The 16,568-nt window shown below is 42.7% G+C and carries 16 protein-coding genes, 1 tRNA gene and 2 pseudogenes; 8 read left to right on the forward strand and 11 right to left on the reverse strand.

Annotated elements, in window-relative coordinates; genetic code table 11:
- Positions 1-376: 376 nt before the first annotated feature.
- The gene (locus tag LC586_RS30450) at positions 377-1,039 is read left to right on the forward strand and encodes a DUF2996 domain-containing protein (RefSeq protein ID WP_229489028.1); all 663 of its coding nucleotides are present in this window, start codon (positions 377-379) and stop codon (positions 1,037-1,039) included.
- 85 nt (positions 1,040-1,124) lie between these two features.
- Here LC586_RS30450 and LC586_RS30455 read toward each other — a convergent pair whose 3' ends face one another.
- A complete protein-coding gene (locus tag LC586_RS30455; RefSeq protein WP_229489030.1) occupies positions 1,125-1,619 on the reverse strand; it encodes a TM2 domain-containing protein in 495 nt (164 codons plus the stop codon).
- Positions 1,620-2,158: 539 nt separating this feature from the next.
- Between LC586_RS30455 and acsF the strand changes: the two genes are divergently transcribed.
- Complete coding sequence (gene acsF, locus LC586_RS30460; protein ID WP_229489032.1) at positions 2,159-3,235, forward strand: magnesium-protoporphyrin IX monomethyl ester (oxidative) cyclase; 1,077 nt, start codon at positions 2,159-2,161, stop codon at positions 3,233-3,235.
- 668 nt (positions 3,236-3,903) lie between these two features.
- On the opposite strand, the gene LC586_RS30465 is transcribed toward acsF, so the two are convergent.
- On the reverse strand, positions 3,904-4,350 hold the full coding sequence (locus tag LC586_RS30465; protein WP_229489033.1) for a hypothetical protein: 447 nt from the start codon (positions 4,348-4,350) through the stop codon (positions 3,904-3,906).
- Positions 4,351-4,510: 160 nt separating this feature from the next.
- Between LC586_RS30465 and LC586_RS30470 the strand changes: the two genes are divergently transcribed.
- Positions 4,511-4,804 carry a hypothetical protein gene (locus LC586_RS30470; RefSeq protein ID WP_229489034.1) on the forward strand — a complete coding sequence of 98 codons (294 nt, stop codon included), beginning with the start codon at positions 4,511-4,513 and terminating at the stop codon, positions 4,802-4,804.
- Between the two features lie 278 nt (positions 4,805-5,082).
- Here LC586_RS30470 and LC586_RS30475 read toward each other — a convergent pair whose 3' ends face one another.
- A complete protein-coding gene (locus LC586_RS30475; RefSeq protein ID WP_306423305.1) occupies positions 5,083-5,955 on the reverse strand; it encodes an MBL fold metallo-hydrolase in 873 nt (290 codons plus the stop codon).
- Positions 5,956-6,185: 230 nt separating this feature from the next.
- Between LC586_RS30475 and LC586_RS30480 the strand changes: the two genes are divergently transcribed.
- The 3 genes from LC586_RS30480 to LC586_RS30490 all read left to right on the forward strand — a co-directional run bounded on the left by LC586_RS30480 (position 6,186) and on the right by LC586_RS30490 (position 8,130).
- On the forward strand, positions 6,186-6,452 hold the full coding sequence (locus LC586_RS30480; RefSeq protein WP_306423306.1) for a Precorrin-3B methylase: 267 nt from the start codon (positions 6,186-6,188) through the stop codon (positions 6,450-6,452).
- Positions 6,453-6,965: 513 nt separating this feature from the next.
- Entirely contained in the window at positions 6,966-7,148 is a 183-nt protein-coding gene (locus LC586_RS30485; RefSeq protein ID WP_229469515.1) for a hypothetical protein, read from the forward strand.
- Between the two features lie 283 nt (positions 7,149-7,431).
- Positions 7,432-8,130, forward strand: a complete 699-nt coding sequence (locus LC586_RS30490) for a pentapeptide repeat-containing protein (RefSeq protein ID WP_229489038.1) — start codon at positions 7,432-7,434, stop codon at positions 8,128-8,130.
- A 225-nt stretch (positions 8,131-8,355) separates the two neighbouring features.
- Here the strand turns inward: LC586_RS30490 and LC586_RS30495 are convergent, their stop codons facing one another.
- From LC586_RS30495 to rbp, 4 genes and pseudogenes are all read right to left on the reverse strand, one after another.
- Entirely contained in the window at positions 8,356-9,357 is a 1,002-nt protein-coding gene (locus LC586_RS30495; RefSeq protein WP_229489040.1) for an aldo/keto reductase, read from the reverse strand.
- A 250-nt stretch (positions 9,358-9,607) separates the two neighbouring features.
- A complete protein-coding gene (locus tag LC586_RS30500) occupies positions 9,608-10,108 on the reverse strand; it encodes a hypothetical protein (protein WP_229489042.1) in 501 nt (166 codons plus the stop codon).
- A 55-nt stretch (positions 10,109-10,163) separates the two neighbouring features.
- Positions 10,164-10,351 (reverse strand): annotated as a pseudogene (rpsU, locus tag LC586_RS30505) (30S ribosomal protein S21).
- A 132-nt stretch (positions 10,352-10,483) separates the two neighbouring features.
- On the reverse strand, positions 10,484-10,783 hold the full coding sequence (gene rbp, locus LC586_RS30510) for an RNA-binding regulator (protein WP_229489044.1): 300 nt from the start codon (positions 10,781-10,783) through the stop codon (positions 10,484-10,486).
- 404 nt (positions 10,784-11,187) lie between these two features.
- On the opposite strand from rbp, the gene ilvA reads away from it, so the two are divergent.
- Positions 11,188-12,699, forward strand: coding sequence for a threonine ammonia-lyase, biosynthetic (gene ilvA / locus LC586_RS30515; RefSeq protein WP_229489047.1), 1,512 nt, complete (start codon positions 11,188-11,190; stop codon positions 12,697-12,699).
- A gap of 218 nt (positions 12,700-12,917) precedes the next feature.
- Here the strand turns inward: ilvA and LC586_RS30520 are convergent, their stop codons facing one another.
- Positions 12,918-13,958 (reverse strand): hypothetical protein, encoded by a 1,041-nt coding sequence (locus LC586_RS30520; protein ID WP_229489048.1) that lies wholly within the window; start codon positions 13,956-13,958, stop codon positions 12,918-12,920.
- Between the two features lie 10 nt (positions 13,959-13,968).
- Positions 13,969-14,214, reverse strand: a complete 246-nt coding sequence (locus LC586_RS30525) for a hypothetical protein (protein WP_099099597.1) — start codon at positions 14,212-14,214, stop codon at positions 13,969-13,971.
- A gap of 453 nt (positions 14,215-14,667) precedes the next feature.
- On the opposite strand from LC586_RS30525, the pseudogene LC586_RS30530 reads away from it, so the two are divergent.
- Positions 14,668-15,462: pseudogene (locus LC586_RS30530) on the forward strand (IS5 family transposase).
- A 395-nt stretch (positions 15,463-15,857) separates the two neighbouring features.
- Here the strand turns inward: LC586_RS30530 and LC586_RS30535 are convergent.
- Both LC586_RS30535 and LC586_RS30540 read right to left on the reverse strand, forming a co-directional pair.
- On the reverse strand, positions 15,858-16,019 hold the full coding sequence (locus tag LC586_RS30535; protein WP_229489050.1) for a ribbon-helix-helix domain-containing protein: 162 nt from the start codon (positions 16,017-16,019) through the stop codon (positions 15,858-15,860).
- A 123-nt stretch (positions 16,020-16,142) separates the two neighbouring features.
- Positions 16,143-16,213: transfer RNA gene (locus LC586_RS30540), tRNA-Cys, on the reverse strand.
- Between the last annotated feature and the right edge of the window lie 355 nt (positions 16,214-16,568).

The raw sequence follows: 16,568 nt of genomic DNA on the forward strand, positions 1-16,568 counted from the left end.
TCTGCAAGAACTTTATTTAATGCCTTTTGTGGAGGACTAAATCAGACTTTTGCTAGGGCGTAGACGCACAGCGCAAAGCCAAGAGGTTTCCGTTGCTTTGGGCTTGTTGTCAGACATCGCAACCTAAACGCAATCAAATTGTTGCTCTGGTTTTATACCAATTCTTTGTAAGGGTGCATATATTTACCCCCCAAGGCATCGGCGGGACTACTGGGGTATCTTGTTATGTGCATCTATATATATATTATTGGTTTTAGCAAATTTCTAACTGCACGGTTATTTTTACCCTGCTGCATTAGTATGTCAAAATAAAAATACCCGATACATCAAGGTGAGCGATCGCTCCAAAAGCTAGATTAAAGGATTGACCTGAGCAATGGCAGACCCAACCAATCACAATCAAGCGGGAGAAGTAGCTCCCAGCACTGTTGACAAGCAAGCTCCCAGTGTGGCTGAAGAACACGCTCCTAGTACAGACTCACCCGAAGCTACAGACCTTCCTACTGCTAACACGCCAGATCCGAAAGCTGCAAACCCCGAAGATAACCCTAATGCTGCTAAACCAGCTGCTGCATCACCCAAGCGAGAAAAACCCGCAGCCGCCGCAGCAACAGGAGAAAAACCCGCAGCCGCAGCTAAAGCCGCCAAAAAGGAAAAAGCCCCATCTGTTGAAGATAAGCCATTTGTAGAGTTCATCGAGCAAGACTACTTGCCAGCTTTACAAAAAGCGATCGCTCAACAAGGTGTGAAAGATTTACAGGTGTCTTTTGCCAAGCAGAAAGTACCAATCACTGGCTTTGAATCTGCTGAAGAATGCTGGCAAATTATCGGCAGTTGGAAAGAAATCGGTCTGCGTCAGTTTAACCTGTATTTCCCAGAAGAAGATATTCAAGGGAAAAAGGGATTTTCCTGTAATGAAGGCAAAAAACCTAGCACTCTTGAGTCATTCTTAATCGATGAGCGCAAAATTACCCTCGATTTGCTGGTATTTGGCTTAGTGCAGCGCTTAGACGGTCAAAAATGGCTAGGTATAAATTAGTCATTGGTCACTTGTACTGAGCAAAGCCGAAGTATTAGTCATTAGTCATTGGTTTTTTAACAAAGGACAAATGACAAACGACTATTTAAAGTTCATGGAAATGGTAGATAACGGCTCCAGTATTGGGGTCGTTATCTATTTTCACGTAACCTGATTTGTACATCTCATTGAGGGTAGCTTCCACTTCAGCAAAGCTAGCTCCCGTGAACTTTACGCCTTGAGTCACAGTTAAAATACCACCCTTGCTTTCTGCCGCTTCAATCAGTTTAATCATGAGTTGGTTGCCTGTTGGGCGGTGGACTTGAGAGGCAACCACTGCTTGATTTAACGGCACACCAAGGGGAGATACACCCGCTTTTAATCTCAGGTTGTTTTCGTATTCGTCAACCATGTTGGGAATGAGGAACAAATCCACGAACTGCCCTATACCAAACACACCACCGGTAAACAGCCACAACAAACCAGTCCCGATCTTGCCATTGTAGAAACGATGCAGTCCTCCTAATCCGAAAAAGACTGCTACAGACAAGATGTAAGAGACAAGAAGTCGGTCTTTATGCTGATTGTTTTCAAGATTCATCTCGTTTTCAACCTTTTGGATTTGCTCTTGTTGTCTGATATGGGTTTTCTATACTGATTGTAGTAACAACCACAGAAAATTACTGAGATAGCAGTGCTTTGAGAATACAAGAAGTGCGTGCTACTCCACTTGATCGAAACAGTGCTGATCGCTGAACTACGTTTATTTGACTACTAATCCGCGATTCTTGGTTCCGCAAATATTGAATGATTGTTGCAACTCTTAATCTTTTGCTTACAAATTTCTAACCCGCACCTTGGTAGACTGAACTTTATACAATTGGATTATTGTGGGCTGTTACAGCTTGCCAGAGCATTACCCTTGGCTTTGTGGTGAGGCAGTCCTATCTTCTCCCATTCGTGAGAGGCTAGCGCCAACGGGGTTTCCCACATGAGGAACTGCCGTTAGCGTAGCGGTGAGCCAGCGCGGTCTTGGGGGTTTCCCCCATGAGCGACTGACGAACCCGAAGGGTAGCGACTGTGCGTAGCTTCACCCGAAGGGTCTACTTAAGATAATAAAGACGAAAGAGCAATCAAGACATGGTAGATTCCCTCAAAAAACCAGGCTTTGAAGAAATCCGGCCAGGGATTAAAGTCCCGGCAAAAGAAACCCTGTTAACACCTCGGTTTTATACTACCGATTTTGATGAAATGGCGCGGATGGATATCTCCGTCAATGAAGACGAGTTACAAGCCATTCTCGAAGAGTTCCGCACTGACTACAACCGCCATCACTTTGTTCGGGATGCCGAGTTTGAACAATCCTGGGATCATATTGACGGGGAAACTCGCCGATTGTTCGTTGAGTTTCTAGAACGCTCATGTACGGCAGAGTTTTCCGGCTTTTTACTGTATAAAGAACTTGGCCGTCGCTTGAAAGGAAAAAGCCCCGTCTTGGCAGAGTGTTTTAACCTGATGTCACGGGATGAAGCACGTCACGCTGGCTTTTTAAACAAAGCTTTGTCGGACTTTAATCTGTCCCTAGATTTAGGGTTTTTGACTAAGAGTCGCAATTATACCTTCTTTAAACCGAAATTCATCTTCTACGCTACTTATCTTTCTGAGAAGATCGGTTATTGGCGCTACATCACCATTTATCGCCATTTAGAAGCACATCCCGAAGACCGAGTTTATCCAATCTTCCGGTTCTTCGAGAACTGGTGTCAAGATGAAAACCGTCACGGCGATTTCTTTGATGCGATCATGAAATCCCAGCCGCAAATATTGAATGATTGGAAAGCACGGCTGTGGAGTCGGTTCTTCTTGTTGTCGGTGTTTGCGACAATGTATCTCAATGACATCCAACGCAAGGACTTTTATGCCACCCTTGGATTGGATGCGCGAGAATACGACATCCATGTAATTAAGAAGACTAACGAAAACGCAGGTCGAGTGTTCCCATTGATGCTGGATGTAGAGAATCCAGAGTTTTATCAACGGTTGGATACTTGTATAAGCAATAACGAGAAGCTGAGTGCGATCGCTAACTCCAGCACTCCCAAATTCCTGCAAATCTTCCAAAAACTGCCGCTTTACATCTCCAATGGCTGGCAGTTATTGCGCCTGTACCTGATGAAACCGATTGATACTGTTTCTGCTCAAGGGGCAGTTCGTTAAGTTATAACAGGTTTGCGAAAGCTTTAGTGGTTCTGCTGATTGCAGAGCCACTTTTTTTGTCCTAAATATTACAGGTCACTAGTACTGCGATCGCTAATTTGCTGCCAGGCAAAAATCGGATCTGATGAAAAAATTACGCTATAGTACATTTGAATTGAAAGTATTAGCGCGATCGCCTTCTTTATCAAACAGAATGATTTTGATGAAGCGTCATTCTATAGGGATTCTCAAAAGAAAAATGCTCAAGCTAATTATTCAAGCCCCCAGATTCATCCGCTTATCATTACCCACATTTTTGTAACAGTCAAAGTATCGCGTCCACCGACATCCCGCCCAGAACTTAAGTTCTGCGGCTCATAGCCTAAGTCCACTTAAGTGGACTGAAATTTTCCCAAACACACAGAGTCTAACCATCTACATGACTTAAAACCTTGTATTTAGTCCTCTTGAGAGGACTTAACCTATTAGCCTCGGAATTTATTCCAAGGCGGGTTGGCAACGAAGCCAGAGATTAAAAAGATATGGTAATACCATTTCACTTTAATAATGATACAAATATGTTATTAGGGGCTTGTCTTTGCCATGCCCCTACGATAAATCTATATGTATCAGGGTTTTCGTGAATTGGTATAAGGACAAGGATTCATCCGTGGGGTCTTTAATACAAGCTAACTTGTCGCTGCTGCTTTGTTTCCATTCTGGCTGCCATTTTTGCTGCCGTTACCGTTCACACCGACAATGAATGACGGTTGCTGTGAACTGGGAACTGGTGACTCACCTCGCAGTCCCTTGCGGCGTTGGTTCTTAGGAACACCTCCCGCCATGCCGTATTCCACACTGCTTTTACCATATTGAATAGCAACTCCCAACAGCATATGCTCTGCCATATCTGCCAACTCGCGCTCTGTTTCGAGCATTTCATGGTACAACTTATCGAGGTTAGAAAGAGCAGTGTTATATAAATGCTCTCTAGTTCGCATCGTCTCAATTAGGGTTGAAAAGGCCGGTAGGCTGAGTCCATTGCCGACATTTAAATTCGGATCAATTGAGTTGATGCCAGCAGCACGACGCACTGCTTTCTCTAACACCTGAGACGTTCTTTTTTTCCGAGCCATGATATGAACCTTGTAATCCAATACGGTTAATATTCTTTACTCTAAAGAACTTCCGTATTGATCAGCTTGAGAGAACTCCGGTAATTATTAAATGGTTTTTGTTACATAGCGATATTGTAATGAATGCGTGATATACCGAAATGAGAAAGCAATCAAGCTTTTGAGAAAGCAATATTTGTTTTTGCTTGCTGAATTTACCGAAATGAGAAAGCAATCAAGCATTTTGAGAAAGCAATATTTGTTTTTGCTTGCTGAATCTACTGAAATGAATGCGCGATATACCGAAATGAGAAAGCAATCAAGCATTTTGAGAAAGCAATATTTGTTTTTGCTTGCTGAATCTACTGAAATGAGAAAGCAATCAAGCATTTTGAGAAAGCAATATTTGTTTTTGCTTGCTGAATCTACTGAAATGAGAAAGCAATCAAGCATTTTGAGAAAGCTATATGCTTAATTGCTTATTGAAATCGACTTGAGCAGGTATTAAAACCCAATACAGTTCAGTTAAGCATTTTTTTCTTCTCTCTATGTTCTCTGCGCCTCTGTGGTTCGTCGTTAAAAAAAATGATTTAGATAAAGAGTTTTAGCCTTAACCCAAGCGTATTGTATTAAAACCTTGACAAGCTTAGGTAAGATATTTTACTTTGAATTAAGAGTGTTAAAACTCATCAACGAATTTCAGCCGAACCTTGAAAACCGCATAATTCCGTTGAGATACATTGAGTTTTTTAGCTAATTGGAGGCTGATGAGCGCAAATTGTCTTTCTGCAATTGCGAATTATCTTGGTCAGCGAAGGTTTTGAACTCTATCGCATCATGGCTACAAAAGAGGCGCACTTCACTATTGTGGTCGAGCGATAACGCACGCAACTTATCTTGATTATAAAGTCGAGCCTTGCGGTCTACCTCCATGAACCATTGATAGGCACGCAGACCAGGTGTGCAAACTCGTTTAGGAGAGCCGATTTCGTGTCGGTAAAAGTAAGCATCGCCTGCATGTAAGAGCCAGCCTTCGGATGTCTCAATAGCGATACCTGCATGACCCCGTGTGTGACCGACGAGCGGTATCAGGAGAATTTCGGGTGGTAGTCCTTCGAGGTTACGTACTGCTTCAAAGCCAAACCAAGGTTCACCACCAGCCGAATAATACTTCCAATTTTCTACTTCGTCCCACTGGCCAGGGCGGTAACGTCGAGATGAGATAAAGCCCTGCCGTTCCCGCGCTGCTTCAATCTCACTGAGCATTACATGCACGGTTGCTTCTGGAAAATCTTCCAACCCGCCTGCATGGTCAAAATCGAGGTGAGTAAGCACTATGTGACGGACATCGCGCGGGTTCAAGCCGAGCTTTTCAATAGCCGCAACCGCCGTGTATTTTTCTTCAAACTTGATGCGATTCAAATTCATGAAGAAGGGGCTGAGTCTTGATAATGGCGCTTGAATATCGCGCTGACCGAAGCCTGTATCTATGAGAACGAGTCCCTGATTTGTCTCGATGAGCAGACAGTGACAGACCAGACAAGCTGTTAGCCCACGACTAAAGCCGTCGAAGAGCGCCCCACCAATCGGGCACATACAACCGCAATTAAGATGATGAATACGCATAAATTATTCTACCGAGCATCAATCTCTTTTAAAGATGAAAAAATATGAATAATCACCATACTTAGGAATGAACAAATTTATGTTTTCACAGAATTTAATTGCTGAGTTACTTTTGCTGTCTGTGTCTAAAGTCTAGTGAAATCGATTTGCGGGTTTGACTTGTTTAGGTTGTAATTGTGAGAATGAGTCTGACTCGCTACGATCGCATTAGAAATTTATCGCATCTGAGTATGGCAAAGCAGGACGCTCCACTCACAGGAGAAGCGCTAATTAAGGAAGTCTGTCGGCGGATTCGGGTAGCCCGCAGCTATTGGGATGCTCACAATAACGCTGCCTGTCGGGGTGAGCGCGATCGCGCAATCTTCCTTTACAATACACTGAGCAAGGAACAAAAAGAGCAGATTCCGCAAGTGTTGCGGGTATGGCTGCGCTATCGCAGTGAGAAGTACTTTGGCACACACCGAACACCACCCAAATCGGCACGAAAATCAAAATAGTCCTTATTGGGTATGATATTCACTGCATTACAGGTACAGCAAGTAAAAAAGGTTTTTTTACTTGCTGTAGAGCAAAATATTGTAACTTAGTAACTTGTAATCTGCTGTGTTAAATGAAAAGATATTTTACAGCATTAGGCCAACAACTGGCGATTTGTGAAGGTACTGAGGTATATGGTAAACCATTCCTCGTGTAACCTTTGGGCTGTCCCGTTCTCTTGATATCTCATTTAAACTGCAAAACAGAGACTTGTAATGCCAAATTGGCAGAATCTTTCTGTCTTTAATTGAAGTGCCTCTGTCACTTCAACTTTTTCTTAAAGGACGAATAGAAAGAGTTGATGGTAGTATGGTAAACTCTGCCAGTTGAATTGATAACTTTTAGCAAAGTTCGTTAAGCACGTCAAATTTAGGTCGGTTGTTACACACACCAGTCTGATTGTGATTAGTCATAATGTAGTGTAGTAGTGCAATATATTGCACTGTTACAAAAGCTAAATACAGAGGTAAACTATGTTTCCTTTTTGGGGTAATGCCTGTTATGGAAGCGAACCCATTTCGCGCAAAGCTGGCTTAGAGCGGAAATTAAAATTCTTGATTTGGATGCGAGATGATTTAGAGTCCAGACTGGCTGGCATTAATGCTTCTATTGAGACCATTCGCCAACAAATAGAACGCTCAGACTCAGCTGTTTAGAACTTAGTTCTTGCAGAGTTTGTACTTAATCCGATTGTAAGTCCTTTGTGACTGGGCGCTGTAGATGGGCTGCAAAGCGTGTTGTAAGTCTTTGTGCAGCGCTCTGTCACTAACTGACGCACAAAAGAGGCAGTCTTGAAAAACGAAGCCCAGTTTTTTGTCCTGGTGTCTGGTAGAACTAACCTTGAATAAATAATTCAAGGCAGAGATAGACTAAGCAGAGTATATTAATATCTTGAAGTTAGAGCCGTAATCGTCACTTAACGCGCCAAAACTTATACAAATGAGAAATATTATCTCGATTGGTTGGAATAGCTGGTTAAAACAGCACAAAGAATCTATTTTACTATTTGACTCAATTGCTGCCGCTAGTGAAATTGCCTTTATGCTTAACGGTCAGTGGGATGGCTGCAATGGTGTGATAATGGCTAAATGTGATGAGGTAGCTGTTAACACTGCTACCAAACTATTAGAAGCTGCATGGTGTTATCAAGGCGCATCAAAAGCTGTTTTAAACAGAATAGCAACTGATGAAATTTTATGCCGTTATGCAATGGGAGAAAAAATTTTTATTAATGCTAATTTGAGGTGTGCAGTACTTCCATCAGTGAAACTGAGTGAAATTAATCTAAGTTATGCAAAGTTGAGTTGGGCAGACCTAAGTCAAGCCAATTTAAGTAAAGCTGATTTAACAGCAGCAGACCTAAGTGAAGCTAATTTAAGTGGAGCCGACCTGAGTAAGGCATATCTAATGAGAGCAAACCTAAAGGGGGCAGACCTGCAACTAGCAGATATGAGAGGGGCTAACCTAAGTAGCGCTAACTTAAGTGAAGTTAACCTAACTGATGCAGATTTAACAGGAGCTAATCTATCGCTAGCTGACCTCAGAGGCGCAAATTTTAACTTCTGCAATTTGAGTGGGGCTAACCTAACAGGTGCTAAGTTAATTGAAAGTGACTTAGCTTTTGCTAAACATAATTAAGAGATAAGGGAACTCCAAAAAATAAATTATTCCACTTAAAGTCGTTGACTGTTGACTGAAAACTCGTGAACCGTCAACGGTCAACAGTGAACAATAGCAATGGAATATTTTTTTACTTGGAAGTCCCTAAATCTCTTAATTTGTGTCAAATCCAAGTATTTTTAGTCTCAAACTTAAACCAGGTTTTTGCAATGATTCATATTCAAATTCAGCAACGTTGAAATTTTACTTAGTTTGAAATATATTTTGTACCATTTTTTTGTCTGCATTCGCCGCCGCCCTATCCAACTCTGCAATCTCATTGGCGTTTAATTGCCAACCCAATGCACCAATATTCTCCCTCGCCTGTTCCACGCTCTTTGCTCCAGGGATGGGAATGGTTCCTTTACAGATGCACCAATTAATTGCTACCTGAGACATGGTTTTGTTTCTGGACTGTGCCACCTCTTGTAAACATGCCAAAAGCGATGCCTGCGGCTGGCTACGCCTACGCATTCCTGGTAATATCTGCCTAAACAGCAGACCTCGGATGCCTTTGGGCAAAGGGCCTTGCTCAGAGTATTTCCCAGTCAATAGCCCCAAAGCCAGAGGGCTGTAGGCAATAAGTTTAATTCCCAACTCATCACAAAGGTCTTTGAGCTTTAGTTGGGTGACAGGATATGTAGACAACAAAGAATATTGAACTTGCAAAGTAATAATAGAAACGCCTCGTTCAGCAAACTTTTTTTGCACTTGCTTAAGCCGTTTAGGCCCATAATTGGATAGTCCCACTCCCTTAACTAGTCCTTGCTCATACAGATCGGCAAGACCATCTAACAGCCCTTCCTCTTGCCAAGGAGCATAGTTTGCTGTAGACCAGTGCATCTGTACCAAATCTACGTTTTTTCCCAGGCGTTGGGCAGATGACTTGCAAGCCCTTACCATTGCCTGACGTGTCCATCTCCACGGGTAAGCAGCAAGCTTAGTCGCAATACAAATATTTTCTTTGCCTGAACCTACATATTCTCGGCTGAATCGTCCCAGCAGTAGCTCACTGCGACCATTCAATCTCCCAGTTCCGTAAGAATCACCTGTATCAAATAAAGTCACACCGTTGCTTACACAAAGGTTAAAGACGGCTTGTAACTGGTCATCCATACTTTCGTCATATCCCCAAAGCAGTTGGTTGCCCCAGGCCCAAGTCCCGCAGCCCATACTTGGCAGGGAGAGTTTTTGGAGAGTCTGCATCTTTGCTCTCTGTAGATTGCCTTATTAATTATCAGGCATATAGCAGGTATTAACGCGCGAGTAGCATGATTACCAAGCAAATGAAGAGAACCTTCTAGCACTCGTGCGACATTATATATTTTGTTTTAAAAATTTACAAATATTTTGGATGCTCCCCAAAGTAGGCTCGTTACTTTCTTATTGGGCAAACTTAGCCAAGCACATATATTTATTTTTAGTCGGTTGCTAAAAAAGCGATTAGCACCAACCATTAAAATATTGCCGAATTTGCAAGGAGCCAAGCTTTCTGAGTCCATACGCTATTAAATAACCCGACTTCTGGCACTTCTAATTCAAATGAATAGGGTGGTGATAGCAATAAGGGCGAACCTTTTTCATGGGATTCAACTAAGTTAACTATCCAGGGAAGAAAGTCTAAAATTTCTTTTGGTAGTACAGTTAATTCAAAGTCCCACATCAAATTAAGACCTCGGCAGATTTGTCCTTTTCTGAACGTCGTGATTCTACCAGCACTCTTGTTAATAGCCAGTCGAAGAATGAATGGGCGCAATGGGACAAATTCATCAGGTGCTGTATAAGCGTATACATTTAGATAGTTCATTCTCTGCCTATGATCCATCCAAGATGCGATCGGTGAATTACTACTGTAAGATGTACCAGTTATGCTCACCGGCATATTCATAGCAGCAGCAAAGTTAGAGTAGAACTCACGCCTTAGTTCGCTAACAATATGTTTAGCTTCTGGGTTCATGGTTACTACACCTGTTACAAAAACGAGCGCATGGCTTCATAACAGACAGTTATTATCAATTGCGGAAAATTCTCTTACGCTGTTTGTGCTTGGCAATTGGTTTGCGTTTGCGCTTTTGCAGAGGCGTTTCAATGTGACGGTGCTTTGTGATATCTGAAAAAACCCCGCCTTCGATATTTCTGGCTTAAATCGACGTAACGCCGATTCAATCCCTTCATTTTCGCCTAGTATTATTTGGGCCATACTATCAATTTCTACTAAATTGGCTTAGTTTGTGGTTTGGTTGTGGTAAATACTCCAGTCAACCAAAGCACAAAAAAGGCAGACGCCTTGTCTGCCCTCAAGACTTTAGAGTTAAATTCTTAGCTTTAGACCTTAATAGCGACGAGAGGAACCACCATCACCTCGTCTACCGCCAGAGGAACCTCCGTCTGTTTTGGGTTTAGCTTTATTAACTTTTAAGCTCCGACCCATCCACTCAGCAGTATCAAGGGCCTCAATCGCTGCTGTTTCTTGTGCGTCTGATTCCAATTCTACAAAGCCGAAACCTCTCATCCGACCTGTTTCTCGGTCGATAGGCAATTGAACATTTTTTACCGTTCCGTATTCTGCAAAGACGTTCCGGAGGTCATCTTCTTTAACCTCATAAGATAGGTTACCGACGTAAATTGACATAGAATGTCTCCAGAATCAGGGGGTGTAGAGATTTAGATCCGGAGAGGTCTGTAATACAAGTATATATTATAAAAACAAACTACACAGCCGAATTTAATCTTTCACGCATACTTTAACATAAATTGAGAAGTTATGTTCATAAGCAACATTATTATAGTTATCTGTTGATCTAAATACTTGGGCAGTTAGCAAAACTCGTTTAAAATAAATCTACCAGCGATCGCACTGATTTTTAGGTAACAAACAAAATTCAATTACTGAATTGATTTCTCTTCAAACAGTATTAGTAATTTTTAAATTTTATTCACTCAAAATTTTGAGAAAGTGCAATTAAATAAAACCAGTGCGATCGCTTGTAACGTAAAATTAGTTTCCATCCGGCATTTGCTAACACCTTGACGCCCATGTATTGCGACTACCTCATCCAAATCCTGACTGCCCGTGTGTACGATGTTGCCCAAGAAACACCACTGGAGTATGCCCCAAATTTGTCTGCGCGGCTGAATAATCAACTCCTGCTGAAACGTGAGGATATGCAGTCAGTATTTTCCTTTAAACTGCGGGGTGCTTATAACAAAATGGTGCAACTGCCACCAGATATATTAGCACAGGGTGTAATCGCAGCGTCTGCGGGGAACCATGCTCAGGGAGTCGCCCTTGCAGCCAATCGCTTGGGAACCAAAGCGATTATCGTTATGCCAATAACTACACCCCAAGTCAAGGTGGACGCAGTTAGAATGAGGGGCGGAGCAGTCGTCTTACATGGAAACACCTACGACGATGCTTATAGCTATGCCCGTGAATTAGAAATAGAAAAAGGTTTGACGTTTATTCATCCTTTCGATGATCCTCATGTCATTGCTGGACAGGGAACAATTGGGATGGAAATTTTACGACAATATCAGCAACCCATCCATGCGATTTTTGTAGCGATTGGAGGGGGTGGATTAATTTCTGGGATTGGGGCTTATGTAAAACGCTTGCGTCCGGAAATCAAGATTATTGGCGTTGAGCCAGTAGATGCTGATGCGATGTCTCAATCGCTAAAAGCTGGACATCGGGTGCGCTTGTCCCAAGTGGGGTTATTTGCTGATGGTGTGGCGGTGCGAGAAGTAGGTGAAGAAACCTTCCGTTTATGTCAGCAGTATGTAGATGAAATTATTTTGGTGGATACAGACGATACTTGTGCTGCGATTAAAGACGTGTTTGAGGATACGCGATCAATTTTAGAACCAGCCGGTGCATTAGCGATCGCAGCTGCTAAAGCCTACGCAGAACGAGAGCAAATCGAGGGACAAACCTTAATTGCTGTAGCCTGTGGTGCAAACATGAATTTTGATCGCCTCCGCTTTGTGGCAGAACGGGCAGAGTTGGGCGAACGCCGCGAAGCAATCTTTGCAGTCACAATTCCAGAGGAACGGGGAAGTATTCGCCAGTTTTGTGAATGTATTGGCAATCGTAATCTTACCGAGTTTAATTATCGCATTGCCGACGAAAAAACAGCCCATATTTTTGTCGGTGTGCAAATTCAAAATCGTGCTGATGCGGCAAAGATGGTAGAAACCTTTGAAGCTCAAGGATTTGAAACTCTTGATTTAACCGACGACGAACTAACTAAATTACATCTGCGCCACATGGTGGGTGGGCACTCTCCCCTTGCTCATAATGAATTGCTCTACCGTTTTGAGTTTCCCGAACGTCCCGGCGCATTGATGAAGTTTGTTACTTCCATGAGTCCCGACTGGAATATTAGTCTTTTTCACTACCGCAACAATGGGGCAGACTACGGACGAATCGTTGTTGGTATCCAGGTTCCCCCGCACGAGATGGAAGAGTGGCAAGCTTTTCTCGATAAACTGGGCTATCGCTATTGGGATGAAAATAAGAATCCGGCATACAAGCTGTTTTTAGGATAGGGGGAGATGGGGGAGATGAGGGAGATGGGGGAGATGGGGGAGATGGGGGAGCAGGGGGAGATGAGGGAGATGAGGGAGCAGGGGGAGATAAGGGAGTGAGGGACAAGAATTAATAACCAATGCCCAATGCCCAATGCCCAATGCCCAATGCCCAATGCCCCATGCCCCATGCCCAATGCCCAATGCCCCATGCCCCATGCCCCATGCCCCATGCCCATTTAACGAGAACTACCTTCCAATATCATATTGGAGTCCCAAGTATAGAAGCCAATTTGGTTAGGAACCCTAGAGAATCTGCCTGTTCGATAGCCTCTAGATAATTCGTTCAGCACCTTATTTTTGACCTCTCGAAGTTGCTGAGAATCTAGTTCTCCATAAATTCCGGCGATGACTTCAGCAACGCTGAAAACTTTACCTGGATTTTCTTCCAACAGAGAGGTGAGGGCATCAATTAAGAATTGACCCTCAAAGGCTTTGAGCATTGGTACTGCTTTTGTCGGGGGTACGAAAGGCTTCTTGTTTTTGTTTTTGATGCTCCTAGAAGCACCATTGCGGTTACTTGGGGCTACCAAACTTAAATCCAGAGTATAACAACCTGGCTCATCAGGAATAGTTACCCAGTAATTCCTTTCTCTGCCTTGGGTGAGGGAAGATTGAACCCGACCTTTAACTACTTTGAATAGATTGGAATCTAACTCTCCATAAAGCGATCGCACGATAAAATCGATATGACACACAGTACCTATCTGCTCTTGCAATAGCTGTTTTATGGCTTCCATTCGTGAAAGAGCGTGATTATACTGGGGTAGCATGGGGATTTCTGCCACCTTTGTTGAACTATCGTTGTTCTCTGGGGCGATCTTTGGATCTGGCGATATAGTTGAAGGTTGAACCTCTTTTGTATCAACAGTAGCAGAAAAGGAATTATCGATCTCAACCAAGTCTTTGTCTGCAAGTTCTGACTGTACAGACTCCACCAAGTTGATTTCGTCGATGTCATCAAGAGGTGATAAAAACACCAGAGGGCCTTCTTGGGAAACATCTGAGGTTTCATCAGCCGCCGTCAGACTTGATATCTGCTTACTGTGATCAGAAAAAGACCAGTTAGACAACAACGCTTCTACATGATCCAGCTGCGATCGCGCCTGCACAAAGAGGCGTTCATACTCTTCTGTGAGGCGAGCATAATAGTCTCGTAGTTCCAACAGTGGTGAGACAAAGGTGCCTGGAGGTGGTTCTAATTGTCCATTTTGAGTCATAAGGCTTCAATCAATTTAAATCGATGTCACTTTTGTAAGACATTGCTCTGGGTTTTGCTTTGTGAGATGCTGGCTGGGATTTCTTAGGCGGTTGGGGAGGGCGACATCTCTCACAATATAAGGGTCGAGGCCCGAAAGTCTCGCGCTTTGTCAGATCGTTACACTCTTTACAGACAAACTGGAAAACACGAGTATGAATCTGTCTTTTGTGCGCCCTGACAGTATATTCCCTAACATCAATGAATTTACTTGCCATAATCAGGATTGTGAATTGCTCTCTTATCAATGTCCTATCAATATAGCTATTCAAGCAAATCAAGCTGCATCAGTGTGTGTTTATGTAGAAGTTTTATTCAAATCAGTGAATTTGACACCTACCATAAAGTGCAGATGAGGAACTTGATAGTTAGCTATTGACTATCCTCTCAGCATATAATTGGTGATGAGGAACTTTAGGTTTTGTATTAACACCTAATTTTATAAAAAAGTTTTTCCATGAATTTATTGCTTCAGTACATTAAGTGTATTTTTCATCATTAGATACACTTTTAAAATATAATAAATATACAAAGTAAACATCGATGATTGCCTCTCTCATACCATTTCTTTGTGAGGCTACGCTAAGAGGATGTCTGAGAAGTAAGAAAGCCCACATAACGGTATCCTGTCAGTAGAAAAAATACTTAAGTATGACAGCGTTATGAGAGCTATGAATCCATCTATCCTGCGTAATCTGACTTTAGAACAGTGGGAACTACTATCAGGACTAATTCCTCAGCCCAAAAGTGGTGGTCGAAAACGTAGTGTCAATATGCAGGCGATCGTTAACGCAATCCTATACATATTATGTGCGGGTTGCGCGTGGCGAATGCTCCCGAACGATTTTCCCAATTGGAAAACTGTATACCATTATTTCCGACAGTGGGGTAAGGACGGGACGTGGCAACAAATTCATGAGCGATTACGCTTGTGGGTGCGTGTAAGCCAAAATCGAGAACCATCTCCATCTGAGGCAATTATGGCACGAGTCTTTCGGTTGAGACAGCAACAATGGTTTCCAAGGAAGTCGGCTATGACTCAGGTAAAAAAATTTGCATGACGTAAGCGGCATATACTTATCTATACATTAGGCTTACTTATCGTTGTCGTAATTACGGCCGCAAACGTAAGTGAACAAGCAGGAGCAAAAAAAGTTCTATCAAAACTGCATCAAGTACGCTCGCGCATGGGTAGATTGATTCGGATTTGGGTTGATGGTGGCTATCGCGGTAAGGATTTTACGCACTGGGTAATGGATGTTTATCGCTGGCTCTGGAGCGTTGTTACACGCTCTCAAGAACAGAAGGGTTTTGTTGTCCTGCCAAAGCGTTGGCTGGTTGAGAGAACTTTTGGTTGGTTCAATTGGTGTCGCAGATTAAGTAAGGACTATGAGATTTTACCTGAAACGACAGAGGCTTTTATTTATGTCGCAATGATTCGTTTAATGTTAAAACAGCTTGCGTAGTCAAAATTACCTCCTCAAAACTTTTCAGACATCCTCTAAACCTTTTTTCTTTCTTTGCGTCCTTAGCGGTAGCCTGCGGCAAGCCGCTTCTCTACAAGACGCTCCGCGAACGCGTCTACGTTTTTATTTCTTGCACTTCAGCCCTAATATGGTTTAGCGCATCTTCATACAGAATTAGTATCACTTCTTACGACTTTATCCTTGAAGCCTTATTTAGCGCAGCTTCATAAAGAATTGGTATAAGGCCATAAAAATACCCCTAGCAATCACAGGGGGTTTAGTATATTCATGCCACTGAAGCTATTTGTTGGGTAAAGACTTAATCAACCTCTCAATAACTTCTGTTTAGATTCCTATTCAATCGGTCTAATGATTGATTCAAGGCAACCATTGAGTTATTCAGGCTGGTTATCGAGTCCCTGAAGTCTCCCTTGGGTGGCTTGGACGATAAGGTATCTGATTTGGGCTGCCATAGATAACCCATTGGCCGATGCAAGGGATTGTAGTTGCGAGTAGAGTTCATTACTTAGGGTAATAGGTAACTTAATGGAAGCCATTAGATATCTTTTAGATGTCTAGTTATATCTAAAGATAGCCAAGTTACCCCTTTGACTATCAGTTTGACTATCATTTACCCCAGTTTATCTGTCTTCGATTGTCCTAAAAGGCTGAAACCCTTAAGGCGGCAGACGGATTTGAACCGTCGGTGGAGGTTTTGCAGACCTCTGCCTTACCACTTGGCTATGCCGCCACAGCACAATTCCTTGAACTACTTTAATATTTATAAGATATCTTAGTAGCCATAGGACGCTAGTTAAACCATGATAGCATAGGATTCTGAGGTAGAGATAGTGAGTTAACTGGAGTTTCTGGTAGTCTTTAGGCGATCGCTAGATGGACATCATGAACCAAATCCAAAGTTTTTGAGGTAGAGATAGTATAGCGGTTCTCGTTTACGTGAGGTACACCTGTAGGGGCTTGTCTTTGCCCATTGGTGTCAACTTAAGAGGATAAAGCCCAAATTTGTTGGGTGTAAGCGTCAATCTGTCGATGGCGCTTACGCCTGGTTTTGACTAATCCAAAGAGCTTTTGACGTTCCACAAGAT

The sequence above is a fragment of the Nostoc favosum CHAB5714 genome (assembly GCF_020829495.1).
Taxonomy (GTDB): domain Bacteria; phylum Cyanobacteriota; class Cyanobacteriia; order Cyanobacteriales; family Nostocaceae; genus Nostoc; species Nostoc favosum.